This is a genomic window from Pseudoalteromonas sp. J2K-J979, assembly GCF_058169715.2.
Genome location: NZ_CM200281.1, coordinates 1,873,230 through 1,890,685, shown reverse-complemented (window position 1 = coordinate 1,890,685; position 17,456 = coordinate 1,873,230). Strand labels below are relative to the sequence as shown.

The 17,456-nt window shown below is 40.6% G+C and carries 20 protein-coding genes; 10 read left to right on the top strand and 10 right to left on the bottom strand.

What is annotated here, in order from left to right:
- Positions 1–41: 41 nt before the first annotated feature.
- Together AC3KVK_RS08705 and AC3KVK_RS08700 are read right to left on the bottom strand one after the other, a co-directional pair.
- Positions 42–1,049 carry a DUF3080 family protein gene (locus AC3KVK_RS08705; RefSeq protein WP_490311925.1) on the bottom strand — a complete coding sequence of 336 codons (1,008 nt, stop codon included), beginning with the start codon at positions 1,047–1,049 and terminating at the stop codon, positions 42–44.
- Complete coding sequence (locus tag AC3KVK_RS08700) at positions 1,033–2,382, bottom strand: MATE family efflux transporter (protein ID WP_490311926.1); 1,350 nt, start codon at positions 2,380–2,382, stop codon at positions 1,033–1,035. Before AC3KVK_RS08700 ends, AC3KVK_RS08705 begins: the two co-directional genes overlap by 17 nt.
- Positions 2,383–2,451: 69 nt before the next feature.
- Between AC3KVK_RS08700 and AC3KVK_RS08695 the strand changes: the two genes are divergently transcribed.
- Positions 2,452–3,075: a riboflavin synthase subunit alpha gene (locus tag AC3KVK_RS08695; protein ID WP_490311927.1), complete on the top strand. Its 624-nt coding sequence runs from the start codon at positions 2,452–2,454 to the stop codon at positions 3,073–3,075.
- Between the two features lie 48 nt (positions 3,076–3,123).
- On the opposite strand, the gene AC3KVK_RS08690 is transcribed toward AC3KVK_RS08695, so the two are convergent.
- Both AC3KVK_RS08690 and AC3KVK_RS08685 read right to left on the bottom strand, forming a co-directional pair.
- Positions 3,124–3,327 carry a CPXCG motif-containing cysteine-rich protein gene (locus tag AC3KVK_RS08690; RefSeq protein ID WP_086745114.1) on the bottom strand — a complete coding sequence of 68 codons (204 nt, stop codon included), beginning with the start codon at positions 3,325–3,327 and terminating at the stop codon, positions 3,124–3,126.
- A gap of 57 nt (positions 3,328–3,384) precedes the next feature.
- On the bottom strand, positions 3,385–4,257 hold the full coding sequence (locus AC3KVK_RS08685) for a fructosamine kinase family protein (protein WP_490311928.1): 873 nt from the start codon (positions 4,255–4,257) through the stop codon (positions 3,385–3,387).
- A 213-nt stretch (positions 4,258–4,470) separates the two neighbouring features.
- Here AC3KVK_RS08685 and AC3KVK_RS08680 point away from each other — a divergent pair, with 213 nt between their 5' ends.
- Positions 4,471–5,172 carry a DUF445 domain-containing protein gene (locus tag AC3KVK_RS08680; RefSeq protein WP_490311929.1) on the top strand — a complete coding sequence of 234 codons (702 nt, stop codon included), beginning with the start codon at positions 4,471–4,473 and terminating at the stop codon, positions 5,170–5,172.
- Between the two features lie 63 nt (positions 5,173–5,235).
- Here AC3KVK_RS08680 and AC3KVK_RS08675 read toward each other — a convergent pair whose 3' ends face one another.
- The 4 genes from AC3KVK_RS08675 to cobT form a co-directional block, all read right to left on the bottom strand.
- Complete coding sequence (locus AC3KVK_RS08675) at positions 5,236–5,601, bottom strand: DUF3718 domain-containing protein (protein WP_490311930.1); 366 nt, start codon at positions 5,599–5,601, stop codon at positions 5,236–5,238.
- Positions 5,602–5,833: 232 nt separating this feature from the next.
- Positions 5,834–6,430 carry a cob(I)yrinic acid a,c-diamide adenosyltransferase gene (gene cobO, locus AC3KVK_RS08670; protein WP_490311931.1) on the bottom strand — a complete coding sequence of 199 codons (597 nt, stop codon included), beginning with the start codon at positions 6,428–6,430 and terminating at the stop codon, positions 5,834–5,836.
- Positions 6,423–7,205 (bottom strand): adenosylcobinamide-GDP ribazoletransferase, encoded by a 783-nt coding sequence (locus AC3KVK_RS08665; protein WP_490311932.1) that lies wholly within the window; start codon positions 7,203–7,205, stop codon positions 6,423–6,425. The genes cobO and AC3KVK_RS08665 overlap by 8 nt, the downstream gene beginning before the upstream one ends.
- Entirely contained in the window at positions 7,202–8,197 is a 996-nt protein-coding gene (gene cobT / locus AC3KVK_RS08660; RefSeq protein WP_490311933.1) for a nicotinate-nucleotide--dimethylbenzimidazole phosphoribosyltransferase, read from the bottom strand. Before cobT ends, AC3KVK_RS08665 begins: the two co-directional genes overlap by 4 nt.
- A 162-nt stretch (positions 8,198–8,359) precedes the next feature.
- On the opposite strand from cobT, the gene cobU reads away from it, so the two are divergent.
- From cobU to AC3KVK_RS08640, 4 genes are all read left to right on the top strand, one after another.
- Positions 8,360–8,926 carry a bifunctional adenosylcobinamide kinase/adenosylcobinamide-phosphate guanylyltransferase gene (gene cobU / locus AC3KVK_RS08655; RefSeq protein WP_490311934.1) on the top strand — a complete coding sequence of 189 codons (567 nt, stop codon included), beginning with the start codon at positions 8,360–8,362 and terminating at the stop codon, positions 8,924–8,926.
- Positions 8,923–9,519: a histidine phosphatase family protein gene (locus AC3KVK_RS08650; protein WP_490311935.1), complete on the top strand. Its 597-nt coding sequence runs from the start codon at positions 8,923–8,925 to the stop codon at positions 9,517–9,519. The genes cobU and AC3KVK_RS08650 overlap by 4 nt, the downstream gene beginning before the upstream one ends.
- Before the next feature lie 121 nt (positions 9,520–9,640).
- The gene (locus tag AC3KVK_RS08645) at positions 9,641–11,023 is read left to right on the top strand and encodes an amidohydrolase (RefSeq protein ID WP_490311936.1); all 1,383 of its coding nucleotides are present in this window, start codon (positions 9,641–9,643) and stop codon (positions 11,021–11,023) included.
- A gap of 13 nt (positions 11,024–11,036) precedes the next feature.
- The gene (locus AC3KVK_RS08640; RefSeq protein ID WP_490311937.1) at positions 11,037–12,296 is read left to right on the top strand and encodes an amidohydrolase family protein; all 1,260 of its coding nucleotides are present in this window, start codon (positions 11,037–11,039) and stop codon (positions 12,294–12,296) included.
- A 71-nt stretch (positions 12,297–12,367) separates the two neighbouring features.
- Here the strand turns inward: AC3KVK_RS08640 and AC3KVK_RS08635 are convergent, their stop codons facing one another.
- Together AC3KVK_RS08635 and AC3KVK_RS08630 are read right to left on the bottom strand one after the other, a co-directional pair.
- A complete protein-coding gene (locus tag AC3KVK_RS08635; RefSeq protein WP_490311938.1) occupies positions 12,368–12,820 on the bottom strand; it encodes a DUF3010 family protein in 453 nt (150 codons plus the stop codon).
- A 66-nt stretch (positions 12,821–12,886) separates the two neighbouring features.
- Entirely contained in the window at positions 12,887–13,876 is a 990-nt protein-coding gene (locus tag AC3KVK_RS08630) for an endonuclease/exonuclease/phosphatase family protein (RefSeq protein WP_490311939.1), read from the bottom strand.
- Positions 13,877–14,127: 251 nt separating this feature from the next.
- Between AC3KVK_RS08630 and thrS the strand changes: the two genes are divergently transcribed.
- From thrS to rplT, 4 genes are all read left to right on the top strand, one after another.
- Complete coding sequence (gene thrS, locus AC3KVK_RS08625; protein WP_490311940.1) at positions 14,128–16,038, top strand: threonine--tRNA ligase; 1,911 nt, start codon at positions 14,128–14,130, stop codon at positions 16,036–16,038.
- 56 nt (positions 16,039–16,094) lie between these two features.
- The gene (gene infC, locus AC3KVK_RS08620) at positions 16,095–16,655 is read left to right on the top strand and encodes a translation initiation factor IF-3 (protein WP_490311941.1); all 561 of its coding nucleotides are present in this window, start codon (positions 16,095–16,097) and stop codon (positions 16,653–16,655) included.
- Between the two features lie 182 nt (positions 16,656–16,837).
- Positions 16,838–17,038 carry a 50S ribosomal protein L35 gene (gene rpmI / locus AC3KVK_RS08615; RefSeq protein ID WP_086745099.1) on the top strand — a complete coding sequence of 67 codons (201 nt, stop codon included), beginning with the start codon at positions 16,838–16,840 and terminating at the stop codon, positions 17,036–17,038.
- 15 nt (positions 17,039–17,053) lie between these two features.
- Positions 17,054–17,413 carry a 50S ribosomal protein L20 gene (gene rplT, locus AC3KVK_RS08610; protein ID WP_490311942.1) on the top strand — a complete coding sequence of 120 codons (360 nt, stop codon included), beginning with the start codon at positions 17,054–17,056 and terminating at the stop codon, positions 17,411–17,413.
- The last annotated feature ends 43 nt before the right edge of the window (positions 17,414–17,456 follow it).

Sequence of the window (17,456 nt, the reverse complement as noted above, 5' to 3'; positions counted from 1 at the left end):
AGCTTGAATTTAATAATTTGATTTGTTTGCCGTTTTTTTATTCATTTCGGTGAGATATTGCATTGTTTAAAGAAAGTTTGCCACCATTGAACATGCTGTTTGGCACTGTTACTAAGTTGTTGTTCTAAGTTTGGTTCATTCACGGAGCCGATTAACCGAACGAGCTCAGGTGAAAGAAATTGATTGTGCTCGTCATGCCAAAGCGTAGATAAGTACGGCGATAATTGTCGAAATTGTTGGGTCAACTGTGCTTGGTAGCCTTGTAGTTTCTTTAGGTAAAATTGGCTAAACACGTTTGCGAAAATAGTGGCTTTATTTTTATTTTTTCCGCTTGGGCAAAGGGACGCCAAATCAATTTGGTGCAATGAGGCAGTCAGCTGGTTATTTAAATTAATTTGCTGTTGCATGCTAGCAATTAATTTACTAGTGAACTGAGTACGATTTAACTTGGCTAGGGCATGAGTGAGGGAATCTGGCATGATTTCATCCCATGCTTGATTATTAATTTTTCTATCTAATGACACTAAAGTTGCGAGCGCTTCTATCGTCGAATTTAAACCTGCTGCTTCATCAATGTTTAGCTGATTACTGAGCTGGAATAGAGAGCGCGTTTCTTTTTCTGTTAATAACACGTGTTTAAATTGGCTGTACAACTCTGTTTGCTTTTGTTGCTCGATAGCTAAAAGAGTGCTCTTTATTTTTCCGTTTTCGAGTTGCTTGATACAATGAGGTGCGTGTTTTACAAAGTTTAATTGATATTTTAATTGTTCACTTGGTACAGCAACTTTGCCCAGTTGAGAATTATGATGGGCAATAAATTGGCTGAGCTTACAATGATTTATCCTACTTAGTTCAAGCAAGCTAAAAGTGGCCGTTTGAGCTGAACGCCACTGACTTTTTACATCAATAGGGTGTAAAGGCTCAGCAGCTATGAGTGAAAACTCATAGACGTTTTGTAGGCGATATTGATAGGTCTGGTACGTATCAGTGGGGGCTTCAACGCACCCACCGAGTAATAAACAGGTAATTAAGCTAGTTATAAATCTCATTATTAATCCGCTTTTTAACGGTAATTAGCATTAAAATCGCCGCCACTGTAAGACCCAAAATAATCCCGAGCCAAAATCCATGCGGGCCCATTGCTGGCACAATTAAGTCAGTTCGTCCTAATACGTAGCCTAAACTGAAGCCGATCATCCAATAGGAAACAAAGGTGATATACGAAATGGGCTTAGTGTATTTTAATCCGCGTAATACCCCATTGGCAGCCACTTGCAGTGCATCGGGCAATTGATAAAAACACGCGAGGACTAAAATAGATGAGGCCAATATGATTACCTCAGGATCGTCAGAATAAATACTGCTAATAAAGTCACGACCGAGATATGTGATTGATGCCACGATGGCTGATATACCAATTGCAAGCATGAAGCTGGTAAAAATTGCTTGCTTCATCTGCTCAAAGTTTTGTTGGCCAGCTAAATTACCTACGCGAATACAAATTGCCATCGAGAGGCTCAGTGGCATCATAAATAAGACAGTCGAAACACTGGCCGCTACTTGGTGACCAGAAACTACGACAGCGCCCATGCTGGCAATGAACAGCGGTATACACGCAAACAAGGTGACTTCAAAGAAGGTCGCTAGAGATATCGGGATCCCCATTTTAAACATGTTCCACATGGCTCGTAAATCAGGTTTGATTGGTTGCTTTAATAAAAAACGGCCGTTGATTTTCTTACTGAAATAAGTATAGGTGATCATGCCTATTGCCATCGCCCAAAAAACTAGCGCAGTGGCAATGCCACAGCCAGCACCACCTAGTGCGGGCAGACCAAAATAACCATGGATGAAAATATAATTGGCCGGAACATTGATTGCTAAGCCCAGTACACTGATATACAGCGCAGGTTTGGTCAGTGTTTTACCTTCGGATACATTACGAAATGTGCAAAAAATCAGGTATGCCGGTAAGCCGTATTTCACAAAGTTTATATAGTCTAAACTCATTGCTGCAACAGCAGGCTCCATATCGATATAGCTGATAGGAATGCTGATCCACGTGATTGCTAATAACCCCATTCCCGTCAAGACAACGGCCAAGTATATTGCTTGGTACAATTGTTCACGAATACTCGTTTGGTCATCTGCGCCATGGTAATGAGCGACAATCCCCGTCAGTGCAAGTAATATTCCTTGAAGTGTCAACAAGATAGGAATCCACAAGCCAGTCGCAATCGATAAAGCAGCTAAATCAGTGGGACTGACTTGACCGGCCATGATAGTATCGACCACGCCCATAAGGACTTGTACGACTTGGGCAATAAAAACGGGTAGGGCAAGTTTAAGTAAATACTTTGCTTCCCACGGGCTGAATCTCATGATGATAATGACTGCTCAAAGAATAAAAAAGCGATTGTAATCTAAATTGGTTGAGAGAAGGAAAATAAAATGTTTACCGGTATTGTACAAACGAAAGCGTCGGTGGTGTCTGTCACGCAAAGTGAAGGGGTTAAACGTTTAGTTTTATCGGTTTCTGGGCATTATTTGAATCAACTTGATATTGGCGCGAGTATAGCCATTAATGGTTGTTGTTTAACAGTTGTGCATTATGAATTGGGTATGAAAGATGTCGTCGGACAAGTACATTTTGATGTGATTGACGAAACGCTACGCTTGACTAATTTAGGTTCACTGAAGCAAGGTGATCAAGTCAATTTAGAGCGTTCGGTTACGTTTGGTACAGAATTAGGCGGTCACATCGTGTCGGGTCATATTCATACCACCGCACAACTTCAGGTGGTGAGCCATACTGGCGATAATTGCTATTTTTATTTGACCATAGCGCCCCGTTGGTTGAAGTATATTTTACATAAAGGCTTTGTTTCTGTGAATGGCGCAAGTTTAACTGTCGGTGAAGTCAACGATGACGGTTTTTATTTGCATTTAATCCCCGAAACACTCGAAGTGACTAACTTAGGGCTATTGTCGCACGGGGATTTAGTTAATATTGAAGTCGATCAACAGACATACACTATCGTTGAAACGATTGAGCGTTATATGAAAAATCGCTAAAGTTACCTGATAAGGTTTAAAGCCAAGCGATGTTAGCTTGGCTTTAAACTAAAAAACTTGCTCATCGTCACTGTCAACATGTAGTTCAATCGTATTATGAAGGTCATTAATGTGCATATTGAGATGGATCGGATTGCAACAAGCTGAACAATCTTCGAAGTAATCTTGATCACCGCACGTTGTGTCAATTTCAACAAATACATGATGTCCGCAATGTGGGCAGCTAATTGATTGCATTTTATGGTCTTTCATAAAGCCAACTTTATTGTGCATTTTGCATTAATTAAAGTGTAGCCTATTTGTCACTTATTACCTTGTCGTAGTTCGTAATAACTCGGCGATTTTCTCTTTGGCTTCGATTAAGTAGTGGCCTTGAAACGCATTGGCATGTTGTAAAATATGGTAGAGCTGATAGAAAGGTTTGCGCTGCTCGTAAGAAACACTTAATGGATACTGCGCTTGGTACCCGAGATAAAACTCAGCGGGAAATTCTCCAAATAATTGCGTCATGGCAATATCCAGCTCTCTATCTCCGAAATAACATGCTGGATCAAATAAGGCTGGAGTCCCATCAACAAACCCGACGTTTCCGCGCCATAAATCCCCATGAAGTAATGAAGGCTGTACAACATGTGAATGCAATGTCGTTTTTGTTAGTTCAATAAAATCTTCGATATCACAAAAATTAAGATTTTTTTCAGCCAATAATTGCAATTGCCAACCTATCCGTTGCTCGGCAAAAAATATATCCCAATGTTTATGCCAACGGTTGGTTTGAGTTGTTTGGCCTAAGAAATTATCATCTGGCCAGCCGTACATCGCTTGTTCGTGTTTTTTATGCATGAGCGCAATTGATTGACCCATTTCGAACCAATTGTCATCAGCTTGATTGGTGAGTGGCAACCACTCGAGCACGATAAAACTATGGTTCAGAGTTAAGCCATAACAAATACAGTCAGGAATAAATAAGGTGCTGTGGAGCGTAAGTTCTTTGAGATTGTAGGCTTCAGCTTCAAATTGTTCGAGCTTTTGTGGTTCATCAACTTTGACGAAAAACTGATGTTTATCATCACTAATTATGAAGGTGATGCTACGTGAGCTTAAATTGAGTTGCTCTTTATGGGTGATGATAAAAGGAATACCAAGTTGTTCGCTAATGTGTTTTGAAATGGCGTGCCACATAATCAATTCGCTATTTAGTTTAAGAACAAGACTGAGTGGATGATACAGACCTAAGTATGGCAAAAATAACTAAAACGGATAGTATTTATCTAGGCTTTTATTTGACTAGCGTATTGTAAAGATTCAACAAATAATTATAGATTAACCACTTGTGGTAAAAAGCCTACAGCGCTTACAATACGGTCGTTTTAAACGCAATAATTAGAGGTTTATGTGAATAAAAGCGTTATAACTAATTTATTGGCCTGTGTATTAGTGATTGTTGGCTATGGTATCAATCACACTTTATTGTTAACTGTCGGCTTGTTTGCCTTATCTGGCGCTTTCACTAATTGGCTTGCGGTCCACATGTTATTTGAGAAAGTGCCCTTTCTGTATGGGTCAGGGGTGATCCCTGCGAAATTCGAAGAGTTTAAAACCGCGATAAAAACACTCATAATGGAACAATTTTTTACACAAGAGAACATTAATAAATTTATGAGTGAGCAAAATGGTCAAGCGCATCATTTTGAACTTTCTCCAATAATCGAGCAGATAGATTTAGGGCCCGCCTTTGATAATTTAGTTGAGGTAGTCGAGCAGTCTCAATTTGGTAGCATGCTTGCTATGTTTGGCGGTACAGAAGCACTGCAACCAATGAAAGCGCCATTTATCGAAAAAATGAAAACCTCAATTATTGCTATCTCAGAAACTGACGAATTTAATGAAATGCTAAAAAATCAGTTGGTTAAACCTGAGTTGATGGGAGATTTACAAGAAAAGGTCGCTCAGATCATTGATGCGCGTCTAGCCGAACTCACCCCGAAAATGGTTAAAGAGATGGTGCAAACTATGATTAAAACCCACCTTGGATGGTTGGTTCTGTGGGGGGGCGTTTTTGGTGGTGCTTTTGGTTTACTTGCGAGCTTTGTGTAGGCATATTTTTTAAGATTAGAAAAACCACTTTGCTATACCAAAGTGGTTTTTTTGTTTGAACATTTAGCGTGATCCTGCAATCACGATATTATCTTTATTTAGCATGGCGATATCCTTAATCGAAATAGACGGCGCATTTTCGTATTTCAATAAACGACCTGTACGGTCAAGCTCATACACTTTAGCGAAACTTGCTATCGGCATATTATTGCATTTGACGACCTTACTGACTGATTTTCGAGTCATTGAATAATCGTTGATACGCTTGATTAGGTTTATTGGTTTGTTTGATGCCACAGCCATGCAAAGTTCAGTACTTGGGCTACTGTCTACCGCGACAAATTTATTGCCATGAGCCTCGCTGGTAAAAGTTGCAAAACAAGCGATGGTTGTTACGGTGAAGCAAAATACTTGAGTGATAGTGTTCATGATGCTCGTCCTTATGTGAGTTGACGAGTTTAAGTATGCATCAAATGGAATTAATTCCTGTTAACAGTCCGCTACAAGGTGTAAGCAAGTGTGAAATGGTGACACATCTCAATAAGAATAGCTTTGAAAAGAGCAGGTTAATTATTACAAAGAGACGAAATTAATTTAGCTATGGTGCTCTTGGCTGGATAGCAAAGAGCACGTGATGATGTTGAAAGCGATAATATTTTGGTTACCAATCGACTCCTTTTAAGGCCTTTACACCAGAATCAAACGCATGCTTTACGTTGCGAACTTCTGATACGGTATCGGCTAACTCAATTAATTCACGATGAGCAGCACGCCCTGTGATGACAACACTTTGCATCGCAGGGCGATTATTTAAAGCCGTTATTACACGCTCTAATGAAACATAATCGTAAGTAACCATATATGTCAGCTCATCGAGCAAAACTAAATCAATTGTGTCATCTTTGAGCATGGCCTCACATTTTTGCCAAATCTCCTCGGCTGCGAGGGTATCAGACTCTCTGTCTTGTGTATTCCAAGTAAAGCCAGTCCCCATTACATGAAAATCAACCCCATTGCGGGCTAACAATTCACGTTCTCCACACTCCCAATTGCCTTTGATAAATTGAGCCACAGCACATTTTAAGCCATGGCCCACGCCGCGCGCGATTGTCCCAAAACCGGATGTCGATTTTCCTTTTCCATTACCGGTAATAACAATAAGTAAGCCTTTGACTGTTTGTGCTTTGGCAATTTTTTCATCAACGGCTTGTTTGAGTTTTTCTTGTCGCGCTTTATGGCGTTCGTTCTTATCAGACATGTGAGTTTCCTAATACTAAAATAAGGGTAACATACCCCAAAATTTCGATAACTTGTTGTGCGAAACCTAAGCAATCTCCCGTGTAGCCACCTAAGTGGTGTTCGAACCATTTTATTAATATCAGCCGTGCAGTTACACAAACGCAGACTAGGGCAGTTACTTGTAGGGCGCTGAGGTAAAGCGTATTGAGAATCAGCAAAACCATCAGTGATGTCAGAGCGAGTACAAGCAATGATGTTATATTCATTTGTTGGGCTAAAGGTTTTGTCTTGTTATTTAAATCAGCTGATGCATAACGCGATGAATAAATAATGGATGTTGCAGTAGCCCGACTTAACGTGTGCATTAAAACTAAGGCAAGCATAGGATGTGTTAACTGACACAAGAGTAAAAATTTAAGCCCGATCGCACTTACTAATCCTAAAGTGCCGTATGTTCCTAGCCGGGAGTCTTTCATTATAGTGAGTTTTTTTTCAGGGGTATAACCGCCACCAAAACCATCACACACATCGGCGAGCCCATCTTCATGAAAACCGCCTGTGAGATAAAACCCCACTATCATAGATAAAAAGATAGCAGTAGGGAGATCTAAAAACTGGCTAACAGCCCATACAACTGAGGCACAAATAAGTCCTATAATAGTGCCTACAAGCGCAAAATAACGACTCGCTTGATTGAGTTTGTCCGCACTAAAGTCAATTGTGCCAATAGGAATGCGAGTTAAAAACCCCAGAGCGATTAAAAATACAGTCCATTGCTGTTTGATATGGGTCACAACTCAATGCCTAAATCATTCAAGCTGGCCATGTCATTATAAAAACTCACCGCAGATTGGATTAGGGGTAATGCTAATGCGGCCCCCGTACCTTCGCCAAGACGTAAACCCAAGTCGAGTAAAGGGGTTTCATTGAGTGACTCTAGCATCACTTTATGGGCCTGCTCTTGTGAGCAATGTGCAAAAATCATCCATTTCTGGCACTGAGGATTAAGTTTGATTGCAAGCATGGCTGCCGCTGTGACAATAAACCCATCAATGACCATTATCATTTGATGGCGCTCGGCACTCAACATCGAGGCTACTAAATGCGCAATTTCGAAGCTACCGAGCTGTAAAAGTGTATCGAGAGGACGATGCGAAGGGTGGGCGCTATATCGGTCAAGTGCAGATTGCACGAGTTGCTGTTTTCGTATCAGTTGCTCATTGTTTATACCTGTTCCTTGGCCAACGATATCAACAGCATTGCAATGTAAAAGTGCAGCCAAGATAGCTGAGGCGGGGCTGGTATTGCCAATTCCCATTTCACCTAGACCGACTAAGTTACAACCTTTACGATGAAGTGAAGCGATATATTGATCTGTGAATGCGACAGTTTGGTGCCATTGTTGCGTGGTGAGTGCTGGTTCGAGACTGATATCGCCACAGCGAAACCCTAATCTATTCTTAATTAACTCTGCGTGGTTGATATCGGTTAATGTACCACAGTCAATAACTTGAAGTTGCCATCCCAAAGTACGAGCAAAACAATTGATAGCCGCACCACCTTGCAAGAAATTATTCATCATCAATGCTGTCACATCGCTTGGGGCGATACTGATATTGTGCTGACTGATCCCGTGATCTCCTGCAAAAATCAACATATGGGGAGCCGACAACGTCAGCGTGCTCGACTGTTGGCTCTGCGCAATTTTTAACGCGAGAGTTTCTAACTGGCCAAGGGAGCCTGGCGGTTTTGTCTTTTGATCAATAATAGTTTGGTAAGCTGACATCGCAACGCCTAGTGTATTGTTTGCCCTATTGTAGGGAAATCTCAGTGCGCATACCAGAAAGAATCCAGAGTAAAACTAGCAAAAGAACTGTGAAGGTATGAGTTTAGAACATTATTATATTCTCAATATTTGGTACACTAATCATAAAAACTAGAGAAAGTTATGAAGCACTTAATTTTAGGTGGTGTACGTTCGGGTAAAAGTCGCTTAGCTGAAAAGCTTGCGAAAGAATCGGGTTTAAGTGTGGTATATGTCGCAACGGCAGAGCCTCTTGATTCAGAAATGCAGCATCGTATTTCGCTCCACCAGCAAGAGCGGCCACGTGGATGGTTAACCGTCGAATGCCCACTACAGTTACATCAAATCCTCTGTGATACACGTTACCGCAATCATACAATCTTGATTGATTGCATGACGTTGTGGTTGAATAACTGGTTATATTGTGTCTCAAAAAAACAGAGATATACTGATTATGGTGCCGATTTCCGTAAGGATTTTGAGCATCAATTTGATCTCGTTAAACAACAATTTCTGCTCGCCTTACACCAATTTACTGGCACTGTGGTAATAGTATCTAATGAAGTTGGGTTTTCTATTACCCCAGATAACCCGTTATCCCGAGTATTTGCAGACTATCAAGGCTGGCTTAACCAAGCATTAGCACAGAGCTGCGATTCTGTGACTTTGGTTGTTGCAGGTTTGCCTGTTAGATTAAAGGAACTGCAATGAATACGTATTTATATTTTCTTCGGCATGGGGAAGTCGCAGGTGGCGAGATCTTACGAGGGGTGACTGATGATCCCGTCACTGAACAAGGGTTAGAACAAATGGCACAAGCAGTAGGTGACATGGCATTTGATGTCATTATTTCGTCCCCTTTAATCCGCTGTTTGCAGTTTGCAAAGGAATATAAAAATCAGCAAGCATTTGCGTTAATAGTCGATCATAGACTCGCTGAAATTAACTTCGGTGATTGGGATGGCCAATTTTATGCAAGCCTATTTAGTGAGAAAAACAGCCCGGCAGAGCAATATTTTGCCCACCCATATTTGAACACTATCCCTAATGGCGAATGTACCCAGGAATTTGATAAACGAGTGTGGTCTGCGATTACAAATATTGTGCACGAACATCAAGGTAAGCGGATATTGATTGTCACCCACGCAGGAGTGATGCGAAGTGTATTAGCGCGAAGTTTAGGCTTTCATTTTTCAGATAAAACAAGCGGATATTTATCAGTTAAAATAGGTTTCGCTTCTTTGTTGTTATTTGAATGTTTCTCAAGTGGTGACAAGGAATTAACCTTAACTTTGTCTCTGTAAATATTGATACTAAAACTTGCCTTGATTCACCTTTATTCTTTGTGATTTTGCCGCCAATGAATCGCAATCTCTTTGATTGTTCGCTAAAGTGTTGTTATCTATAAAAAGGAGAATAACAATAATGCGACACTTTGCCCCATCGGTGATGATGATAGCTCTTAGCGCAGCGCTGGTTGGCTGTAATGAGTCCGGTCCTCAAGATCCAAAAATTTCAATCAATAAGAATCCGTATCCGAGCACGTATCAAGCTTTACCGAGTACACAAACATTAATTCAAAATGCCGTGGTATTAACTGGCACTGGTGAGCGTTTAGATGATGCCGATGTGTTAGTCGTTGACGGAAAAATTAGTCAAATCGGCCAAGACTTAATTGCAGATGGTGCAACAGTGATAGACGCGAAAGGTAAATGGGTAACGCCAGGTATTATCGATGTTCACTCTCATTTGGGGGCTTACCCAAATCCAGGTGTTGAATCGCATCAAGATGGCAATGAAATGACTAGCCCAGTTACCGCAGAGGTATGGGTCGAGCACTCAGTATGGCCACAAGACCCAGGTTTTAATACCGCCCGTGCCGGCGGTATTACAACAATGCAAATATTACCAGGCTCAGCCAACTTAATTGGTGGTCGTGGGGTCACGCTTAAAAATGTGCCTGCACATACGATGCAAGCAATGAAATTCCCAGAAGCCCCATACGGCTTAAAAATGGCCTGTGGTGAAAATCCAAAACGTGTATATGGTAGCCGCCGTGTGGCGCCTCAAACCCGTATGGGAAATATGGCCGGTTATCGTGATGCGTTTGTGTTAGCAACTGAATATAAAATGGCATGGGAAAAGTATGACCGCGACTACGCGGCTGGAAAAAATCCAGAAGCACCAAAGCGTGATTTAATGCTTGATACACTTAAAGGTGTGTTAGATGGTGAGGTCATGATCCACAATCATTGTTATAAAGCCGAAGAAATGGCGATGATGATCGATTTATCAAAAGAGTTTGGTTATCACGCTGGTACATTCCATCACGGTATCGAAGCGTATAAAATTGCCGATTTACTGGCTGAAAATAAAAACTGTGCAGCACTTTGGCCAGATTGGTGGGGCTTTAAAATGGAAGCCTACGATATGGTGCATGAGAACATTGCTATCGTTGATGCGGTCAAAAACTCATGTGCAATTGTACATTCAGACTCTGATACGACTATTCAGCGTTTAAACCAAGAAGCCGCTAAAGCGATGACCAGCGGTAATCACATTGGTTATGACATCAAAGAAGAACATGCGATTACCTGGATTACCGCTAATCCAGCAAAATCTTTGGGTATCTTAGATAAAACCGGCACTATTGAAGCTGGTAAGCAAGCGGATGTGGTTATTTGGAATCAAAACCCGTTTAGCGTTTATGCGCATGCAGAGCAAGTATTTATTGATGGCGCAAAAGTATTTGATCGTTTTGATGAAAAATACCAAGCAAAAAGTGATTTCATGTTAGGTCAGCGATAAGGAAATGATAAAAATGAATGGTTTTAAAAAGTCTATTTTAGCTGTTGCCTTATTGTCAGGATTTTCTGCATTTGCAGCGCCAGTGGCTATTACTAATGCCACTGTTTACACTGTGGCAGAACAAGGAACTCTTGAAGGTGCCACTGTCGTCATAGATGAAGGGAAAATTATTGCAATTAACCCTGAGTCTCACAATGCTACGCAAATGATTGATGCGAAGGGTAAAATATTAAGCCCTGGAATTATTAGCTCGCTTAATCAATTAGGGTTGGTTGAAGTGGGGGCTGTTGCTGCATCACGTGATGCAGGTGATAAAAAAGCCGACATTGGCTTTGATCCGAGTTTAGCGTTTAATCCTCGCTCAAGTCTGATTGCTTATGCACGCAAAGGTGGGATTACTCGCGATGTGATAGCCCCTTCTGGTGGGGATGAGATTTTTGCAGGGTTAACCTCTGTAGTCGATCTATCGGGTAAGTTTGATAGTGTGTTAATTCCGCGTAACGCGGTGTTAGTTGAGTTAGGTGAGCGCAGTAAAGGATCTCGTGCATATAGCCTACAAGAGCTCATTGATACTTTAGAAGGCCAAGAAAAGAAATTAACTAAAGCGGCTAAGAAATCGAAAAAAGACGATAAAGACGATAAAGATGATAAAGATCCGTCTAAAAAAGAAACGATTTTAACTGAGTTATTAACAGGGGACAAACCCCTCATCGTTGAAGTGTCACGTGCACAAGACATGCTTGAATTAATTAAACTGAAAAACCAGTTTGAAAAATTAAAGCTAGTGTTTGCCGGCGCACATGACGCACAGCTAATTTCTAAGCAGTTGGCAGATGCCAATATACCCGTAATTATTAGTACAGTAGCTAATTTACCTGGCAGCTTCGATTCGTTACATTCGTCACTCACTACGGCGGGCGTTCTTGAAAAAGCAGGTGTGAAAGTCTTACTTACTGTTGCTGGTGATGCGAGCCACAATATGTATCAACTTCGATATGAAGCGGGGATTGCAGTTGCTAATGGGATGTCACCTGAAGGAGCATTAAAAGCTATCACTGCAAATGTTGCTGAGGTGTTTGGTATTGATGCAGGTCAAATAGCGGTAGGCAAAGCGGCTGACTTAGTCCTTTGGAGTGCCGATCCATTTGAGATAAGCACAAAAGTTGAGAAAATGTGGATTGGTGGCGAGCTTTACGGCACTCAATCTCGTCAGGATAAGCTAGCAGAGCGTTATACTACAGAATCGGTGCTTCCACGCGCGTATACTAAGTAAGATTGATTGAAAGACGATCTTAAAAAAACCGCTTAATGAATATTAAGCGGTTTTTTGTTTGTATAAAATGATTAATTTTCCGTTTGAGAACGAGGGTAAGTACGTTCCATAATCTCAACGTAAGCTGAAATAAATGCAGACTCTTGAAACTTTTTGAGACCTGTTGACTCAAAATCGATGGGTAATGGATTGCGCTTAAGTTGATCTTTGATGTCGTTGGCTGACAATAATACAACATTGATAGATTCAATTAGTTGTATGGCTGTTTCCATTTTAAAACCAACAGCGCTTCCTGCAAACTTACCATTATGTGGACGTTGTTTGATTGCAACAGTATCGACTTGATAGTCCTCAAGTAATTTTTTGAAATCAAATTGAAACTTTTTTACTTGTTCTGCGTCGTTAGAGTTAGATAAGGTAAAGCGTGTTTGGCGCACGTCGCGAATATCAAAAACATCGTCTTCTTTACTTAATAGACACAGTAAAATCTCACTGCCTTTGATTTCTACACCACATGTTCTCATTGTATAATCCGGTAAACTAAATTTTTTTTAGTATATCATCGAATGTTTTTTATTGTCGTGAAGATTTTATTTTTTAACGATATCGATATATATCAATGCATGATCACTGCTTACTTTTTGTGTTTGAGGTGAGGTATTAACAATATGTTGGTCACATGAATGGTAGTACACGTCAAAATTTGAATCTGGATGGCTCATCATCTTATCGATGAGAATATAATCGAGTACTTTCCCTTCACCGCGGTAATAATGGGTAAAAGGTCGAGTTTTAGTCGCATAGCAGGTATCAACTAACCCTAGTGTGGCAAGCTCCGGATTGGGGTCGTCGGGCACAGCATTGAAAATAAAACCTAAGCCATCGGCATTAATTTGATCGTTTAAATCACCCATGACAATGGTGTGTACCTTTTGCTTGGTTTGGGTTTTGACTACGTCATTAAATATGAGTGCTAGCTCTAATGTCCGTTGCATATCGCTGTGATACCGACCGATGGTTTCATTTAATAATGCATTGGCGTAGGAATCAGGTGAATAATGGCTATCAGTATAATGCGATAGTGGGGTTGGACGCTTTGATTTTAAATGAACGACAAAAAAGCAAGTATGTCCGAGCTCGGGAATGTTAATCACCGCTTTGATTGGTAAACGGTTAAATTGAAAGTCTGTGGGTAAATTGAGCGCGGATAATAACGAATGACTTGCTTGCACTGAATGTGTGGAGATAAAGGGATATTTTGATGCGATGGCAACCACGGGGCGAAAAAATAGAAAGGGATCATCTGAGTCTATTTTTGGAGTTGTCACCGTGGCAAAATAGATTAAACCGTGGGATGCACAAACAGCCCGTAATTCATCGACACTAAACACTTCTTCAAAGCCAATTACATCAGCGTTTAAGGCCTGTAATTGTTGAGAGAGCCAGTCGTTTTTTTCTTGCCATTGAAGTGCGCTGTAGTGATCATCAAGTTGATAATAACTAAAAGGTGGAGCTGCGTAATTGAATAAATTTAATGATGCAATCCGCAGATTTTTAGTGGGCAGTAACAGCTCGGACATTGGACTATCTTTTGTTTATCATCACCCAAGTATGGGAATAATTCGGTAGATGTCAAAATAGGCTGTCGTTATCTCCTTATTTAATCTTGTAATTATACGTTAAAAAAGACAAAATGCCTTTTTGTAGTTTTCGAAACTACACATGCAGCCAAATGCTTACTCGTAAAAGTGTTTTATGCGTTGTATTTTATTTTAATTTTACTGCTACACGTGATGCATTGTAGGGATCACCACTGTAGAAAGGAAACATCATGCCAATTATTACTCTTCCTGACGGTAGTCAACGTCAATTCGAACAAGCTGTCTCTGTAATGGATGTTGCAACAGACATTGGTCCTGGCCTTGCTAAAGCAACGATCGCCGGGCGAATTAATGGTGAACGTGTTGATGCGTGTCACTTAATAACTCAAGACAGCCAACTACAAATTATTACAGCTAAAGACGATGATGGATTAGAAATCATTCGTCACTCTTGCGCGCATTTATTAGGGCATGCAATCAAGCAACTTTACCCCGATGTGAAAATGGCTATTGGTCCAACAATTGACAATGGCTTCTATTATGACATCGACATGGAGCACTCACTGACACAAGAGGATCTTGATGCCCTTGAAAAGCACATGCTTAAACTTGCAAAGACCAATTATGATGTTGTTAAGAAAGTAGTAAGCTGGCAAGAAGCTCGTGATGCGTTTGCAGCACGAGGAGAAGAATACAAAATAGAAATTCTAGATGACAATATTAGCCGTGATGACCGTCCTGGTCTGTATCATCACGAAGAATATGTCGATATGTGCCGCGGACCCCATGTACCAAACATGAAGTTTTGCCATCATTTTAAGATTATGAAGGTTGCGGGTGCCTATTGGCGCGGTGATTCAGATAATAAAATGTTGCAACGTGTTTATGGCACCGCTTGGGCTGATAAAAAACAATTAGCGGCTTATTTAAAACGCTTAGAAGAAGCTGAAAAGCGAGATCACCGTAAAATTGGTAAAGCGTTAGATTTATGGCATTGGCAAGAAGAAGCGCCAGGTATGGTGTTTTGGCATAATGATGGCTGGAGTATCTACCGCGAGCTTGAAGACTTTGTTCGTGAAAAATTACGCGAATACAAATACGAAGAAGTGAAGGGTCCAATGATGATGGACCGTGCTCTGTGGGAAAAGTCTGGTCACTGGGATAAATATAAAGATGGCATGTTTACGACAGAGTCTGAAAAGCGTGAGTATGCAATTAAACCAATGAACTGTCCTGGACATGTTCAGATATTTAATCAAGGTTTAAAGTCTTACCGTGATTTACCATTACGTATGGCTGAGTTTGGTTGCTGTCATCGTAATGAACCATCTGGTGCGTTGCATGGTTTGATGCGTGTTCGTGGATTTACTCAAGATGATGCTCACATATTCTGTACTGAAGAGCAGATTATGGACGAAGTGTCGTCTTGTATTCAAATGGTTTACGATACATACGAAACGTTCGGTTTTGAAAAGATCGTTGTTAAGTTATCTACACGCCCTGAAAAGCGTATTGGTGACGACGACATGTGGGATAAAGCTGAAAAAGCCTTGGCAGAAGCTTTAACTGCCAATGAAATTGAATTTGACTACCTTCCCGGTGAAGGCGCATTTTATGGTCCTAAAATCGAATTTACTTTATATGATTGCTTAGATCGCGCGTGGCAATGTGGTACAGTGCAGCTTGACTTTGCATTACCAGGTCGTTTAGGTGCAACGTATGTTGCCGAAAACAACGAAAGACGTACACCAGTCATGATTCACCGTGCAATTTTAGGTTCAATTGAGCGTTTCATCGGTATTTTGACTGAAGAATATGCAGGCCAATTCCCAACGTGGTTAGCGCCAAAACAGGTTGTAGTAATGAATATTACTGATAAACAAGCTGATTATTGCCACGAAATTGTAGAAAAATTGAATAAACTTGGATTTAGAGCCTGTGCTGACTTGAGAAATGAGAAGATAGGCTTTAAAATCAGGGAGCATACTTTGAAGAGAATCCCTTACTTATTAGTCGTAGGGGATAAAGAAGTTGAGCAGAATGAAATTGCAGTTCGAACTCGTTCTGGTGATGACTTAGGTAAGTTCAAAGTAGATGATTTCATAAGCAAATTATCTGACGAAATAAATAATAGAATTTAATAGTGCAATGCGCGTAATTAATATACAATTACGCGCTTTGTTTAATTTAGTATCTCTTGGAGGAACGCATCATTAGAGGCGGAAAGAAGGGTCAACAATCGACTCAGAAAAATCGGATCAATGAAGACATTACAGGCAAAGAAGTCAGGCTAATTGATATAGATGGCGAACAAGCTGGTATTGTGTCATTACGTGACGCACAAGCTATGGCAGATGAAGCCGGAGTTGATCTGGTTGAAATCAGCCCCAATGCTGAGCCACCTGTTTGTAAGGTCATGGACTACGGCAAGTTCATTTTCGAAAAAAGCAAAGAACTAAAAGAGCAAAAGAAGAAACAAAAACAGATCCAGATTAAGGAAATTAAATTCCGTCCTGGTACTGATGATGGTGACTACAATGTGAAATTACGTAATTTACGTAAATTCCTAGAAGGCGGCGATAAAGCCAAGATCACCATTCGTTTCCGTGGCCGTGAAATGGCTCACCAAGAAATTGGTATTGCTTTATTGAACCGAATTAAAACTGATTTAGAAGATATCTCATCTGTAGAGTCTTTCCCTAACAGAGTCGAAGGTCGCCAAATGGTGATGATGATGGCTCCAATAGCGAAAAAATAAATCAGTAATCGAATTTAAATCAGGTTTACAAGTAAACTGAAACGTTTCACCTGATTTAACCGGCAAAAAAGTAATGTTTTATCGCATTCGCCGGATTAGCGAGTGAGTTAGGCCTTAAAAGTGTTGAATTTATTCAGCCGCCTGCTTACTTAATATTAATGCAATCTCATGGAGTAATTGCAATGGGCTATAAATTAAAGAGCCACAGTGGCGCTGCAAAGCGTTTCAAAAAGACTGCTTCTGGCGGTTTCAAGCGTAAGCAATCGCATCTTCGTCATATTTTGACTAAGAAATCTTCTAAGCGTAAGTCTCACTTACGTCCTAAGACAATGGTTCACAAACGTGACGTTGGTTTAGTTTCACGTATGTTACCATTCGCTTAATAGGAGTTTTTAATCATGGCAAGAGTTAAACGCGGTGTTATCGCACGTCAACGTCACAAAAAAGTTTTAAAGCAAGCTAAAGGTTACTACGGAGCACGTTCACGTGTTTATCGCGTAGCATTCCAAGCGGTTACTAAAGCAGGTCAATATGCTTACCGTGACCGTCGTGCGAAGAAACGTACTTTCCGTCAATTATGGATTGCACGTATCAACGCAGCTGCACGTCAAAATGGTCTTACTTACAGCCGTTTCATCAACGGTCTTAAAAAGACTTCTGTAGAAATCGATCGTAAGATCCTTGCAGATATCGCAGTATATGACCAAATTGCTTTCGCAGCATTAGTTGCTAAAGCTAAAGAAGGTCTATCAGCGTAAGCTTTTGATTAAAAGCAAACGTTAAAAGGGAACTTAGGTTCCC